Origin of the sequence: Coprococcus intestinihominis, assembly GCF_040096555.1 — a bacterium.
In the GTDB taxonomy this organism is placed as follows: domain Bacteria; phylum Bacillota; class Clostridia; order Lachnospirales; family Lachnospiraceae; genus Coprococcus_A; species Coprococcus_A intestinihominis.
Map to the genome: position 1 here is coordinate 1 of NZ_JBBMEK010000310.1, position 3,557 is coordinate 3,557.

The 3,557-nt window shown below is 47.8% G+C and carries 2 protein-coding genes and 1 pseudogene; 1 reads left to right on the top strand and 2 read right to left on the bottom strand.

Annotated elements, in window-relative coordinates; all coding sequences use genetic code 11:
- The coding region (locus WMO25_RS16255; RefSeq protein ID WP_435384321.1) for a PD-(D/E)XK nuclease family protein at positions 1–2,226 on the bottom strand (2,226 nt) is incomplete at its 3' end.
- Positions 2,227–2,296: 70 nt separating this feature from the next.
- On the opposite strand from WMO25_RS16255, the gene WMO25_RS16260 reads away from it, so the two are divergent.
- The gene (locus WMO25_RS16260; RefSeq protein WP_015515424.1) at positions 2,297–2,725 is read left to right on the top strand and encodes a hypothetical protein; all 429 of its coding nucleotides are present in this window, start codon (positions 2,297–2,299) and stop codon (positions 2,723–2,725) included.
- 11 nt (positions 2,726–2,736) lie between these two features.
- On the opposite strand, the pseudogene WMO25_RS16265 reads toward WMO25_RS16260, so the two are convergent.
- Positions 2,737–3,557 (bottom strand): annotated as a pseudogene (locus tag WMO25_RS16265) (NAD(+) synthase); the annotation flags it as partial.

The window sequence follows — 3,557 nt, forward strand, 5'->3', positions numbered from 1 at the left end:
CCTGTAAAATGCTGCTTCCACCAGCTGTCTGGTCTTCTCTGCATACTCCGGCCTTGACATAAACCAGTCATAGACATCCAACCAGTCTTCGGGAATCTGTCCATTCTCACTGATCTCACGAAGCCCTCTGATCATATACTGATAACTGTGGATCAAATCTCCTTTTTCCGTATCCGTCTGGTGTACCCGTTCCAGTACCAGCTTCGGAAAAACCGCTTTGATCCTGTCAAAAATAGAGGACGGCCGCTTCTCTTTCCCTGCTGCATCCTGCTCAGAACAGGTCAGTATCAGCTTTTCAGAAGGTTTTGTCATATTCATATAAAGATAATACTGCTCTGTACATGTATTTTCCTTTGCCGTTGGTGCCAAATGAATGTGATGCAATGCCAGACGGTCTCTCTCAATTTCTGTCAGCAGACCGCCGCCGTTTTCCATAAGCGGTACCAATCCATCATTCATGCCGACAAAAAACAGGACTTTAATGTTCTCCAGCCTTGTTCGGCGTATATCACCAAAAGTTACCTGATCCACTCCCGGCGGAATAATGCCAATCCGCACATCATTGACGCCGGCATCCAGCACATCGGAAAAGACCTGAATAGAAAGCGGCTCCTGACCGAGAATCAGGTCCATTCTCTCCAGCAATTCGATCATCACATCGTAAATCTGCTCATATTCCTTGGCTCTTGAAAGATCCCCGTTTTTCTCAAAGAACGCAGTCCATGCCTCCAGCTGTCCTCGAATGCCCAGCTGCTGCATATACAAATAAAGTCTCCGCATAAAATCGACGGTCCGGCTTTCCTTATTCCGGCTTACTTCATAAAGTGCTTCCAAGGGCAGAATCAGCCGTTCCCGGATGCCATTGATCCTGTCCAGCTCTTCATCGGTCATTCCCTGCATTTTGGCCGTCCACACCTTTGTCCACTTACTATGGCCGCGGATGCCCAGCGCCAGCACATAATCCTCCAGACAGTCCGTCTCCTCCTCCGAAATACCCGTAAGGCCGCTTCTGAGATACCGCAGCATAGACGCATAACTGTATTTTTGAAGGAAAACACTGCAGAGTGACCGCAGCCATTCAACCAGCATATTTCCCGAAATGTTGCGTCTGCCGTCAAAGAAACAAGGAATCTGATACTTATCAAACCAATAATCAGCACTGCTGCGGTACAGATTCATGTCACTGGCTACAACAGCCATATCCCTGTATCTGTAATGCTTTCTGGCTACATATTCATGAATCTTCATCGCCACAAAACCCATCTCATCATTCGGTGATGTCAGCCTGAAAGCCATCAGATCCTCCGGCTTTTCTGCCCGGGCCGCAGCCCTTTTTCTGAATAGATTCTTCTCCATGGCAGCCAGTTCCGGATGTCCGGCAAACCGCCCCTTTTCATTGCCTTCAAGATGTATGTCCGCTTCTCTGGACACCTGATGCTCACGGCAGATCCGCTCCAGCTGAAAAATCGTATCCTTCGGCAGGTAAAAAAGGTGCTCCATGGAAACGGTCTGATACGGATTCTCCGCAACATCCACATTCAGCGTCATCACTACCCTCGGTGCCAACTGCAGAATCCGGTTCATCAGACGGTACTGAATGGGTGTAAAACCGGTAAAATCATCCAGAAATACGTGCACACGGCGAATCATATCGGATTGTTCGATCACATCACATAACCGATCCGGCACTTCCTCCGTTGTCATATATTTTTCATGGATCCTGTCAAGAAAAGCCTCATAAATCACTGTTATATCCTGCAATTTGGCATATAAAACAGACTCAGTCCCCATTTCCATGCTTCGCTTTCTGAGAATATCCGGCGTCACGCCGTACTGTAAAAGCTCCGACAGCATAGACTTCACTTCGTCCACAAAACCCTTTTTGCGTATATTGCCTCTGAAGGCAGAAAGTTCTTCTTCATGCTCCGTCAAAATTCTTCGGATAATCATACTCTTGCCGGTATCTTCGAGAATTTCCTTCTGATTCAGCCCCAGCTCCTCAAAAATTCTATAGGCCAGACGTTCAAAACTCAGTACATCTACATTCATCACACCATGCCGCGGATGATGCATAACAATATTCTTCTGTGCCTGCATGGTCTTCTGTTCCGGCACGATCAACAGCGTCTTTTCATCAGGAAACTGTACCGATCTTTCGACAATCATCTGATACAGTCTGGTGGATTTGCCCGTTCCGCTGCCTCCCAGGATCAATTGTAGTGACATTCTGTTCTCCTCTCATATTTAACATCAGTTTTTCATATACATATATTAACATTTTTACGGAGGGATTTCCATGCAAAGTGATACCCGCATTTTTGTTTTCAGGCTCCGACAGCTTTTAACATTTCTTCTCGTCCTCATTATTCTTATTGCAGCCGCTGTTTTTATCCTTTTCGTCATCGGCTCAAGCAAAAAAGATGTGCAAACATCCCCGGCTTCTGCTTATACCGCAGGTGTTTACACATCTTCAATTACGCTGAACAATCAATCGGTTGATATCCAGGTTGTTGTTGACAAAGATCACATCAAATCCGCTTCCATTGTCAATCTGGATGAATCTGTTGCGGCCATGTATCCGCTGCTGACAACCAGTATGGATGCCATCTCCGCGCAGCTGGCCGCCGGCGTCTCCATCGATGATATCCGTTACGAATCGTCCAGCCGCTATACTTCACAGGTACTTCTCAGTGCCATCGCCCAGGCGATCGACAAGGCCCGCTGACCGTTTGCCATCTACTCGACAATCTCATCCAGTTCCTGCATCCAGAGTGTCACGCAGGCATCACTCGGCATACGCAGATCCCCTCTTGGAGAAACCGCAACAGAACCCACCTTCGGACCATCCGGCAGGCATGAGCGCTTAAACTGCTGTGCAAAGAACCGGCGATAAAAAGTCTTCAGCCATCTGAGAATCGTGGCGGCATCATAAACGCCTTCAAAAGCTTTCAGGGCCAGGCGATATACCTTGGCCGGATGCCGTCCGAAACGAAGAATATGATACAGGAAGAAATCATGCAGTTCATACGGTCCCACCAGATCTTCGGTTTTCTGTGAAATCTGACCGTCCTCCGGAGGAATCAATTCCGGGCTCACCGGTGTATCCAGAATATCCAGCAATGTCTCCTTTAATGTCTGACTGTCCGCTGTGTCCGCACAATATCTGACAAGATGACGCACCAAAGTCTTTGGTACCGATGCATTGACGCCATACATAGACATGTGATCACCGTTATAGGTCGCCCATCCCAGCGCCAGCTCCGACATATCTCCCGTACCAATGACCATACCACCGAGACGATTGGCAATGTCCATCAGCACCTGAGTCCGTTCTCTTGCCTGACCATTCTCATAGGTCACATCATGATTGGCCGGATCCTGTCCGATATCTGAAAAGTGCAGCGTCACTGCTTCTTTGATATCCACTTCCTCAAAGGTTGCTCCAAGTCTTCGAACCAGTTCACAGGCATTGTGATACGTTCTGTCTGTCGTACCGAAACACGGCATTGTCACAGCCATGATCTGACTTCTGTCCATATCCAGCATGTCAAAAGCAC

What these genes read in the sequence shown, in the direction of transcription:
- WMO25_RS16260 (WP_015515424.1), top strand. Translation starts at nt 2,297, where the DNA reads ATGCAAAGTGATACCCGCATTTTTGTTTTCAGGCTCCGACAGCTTTTA.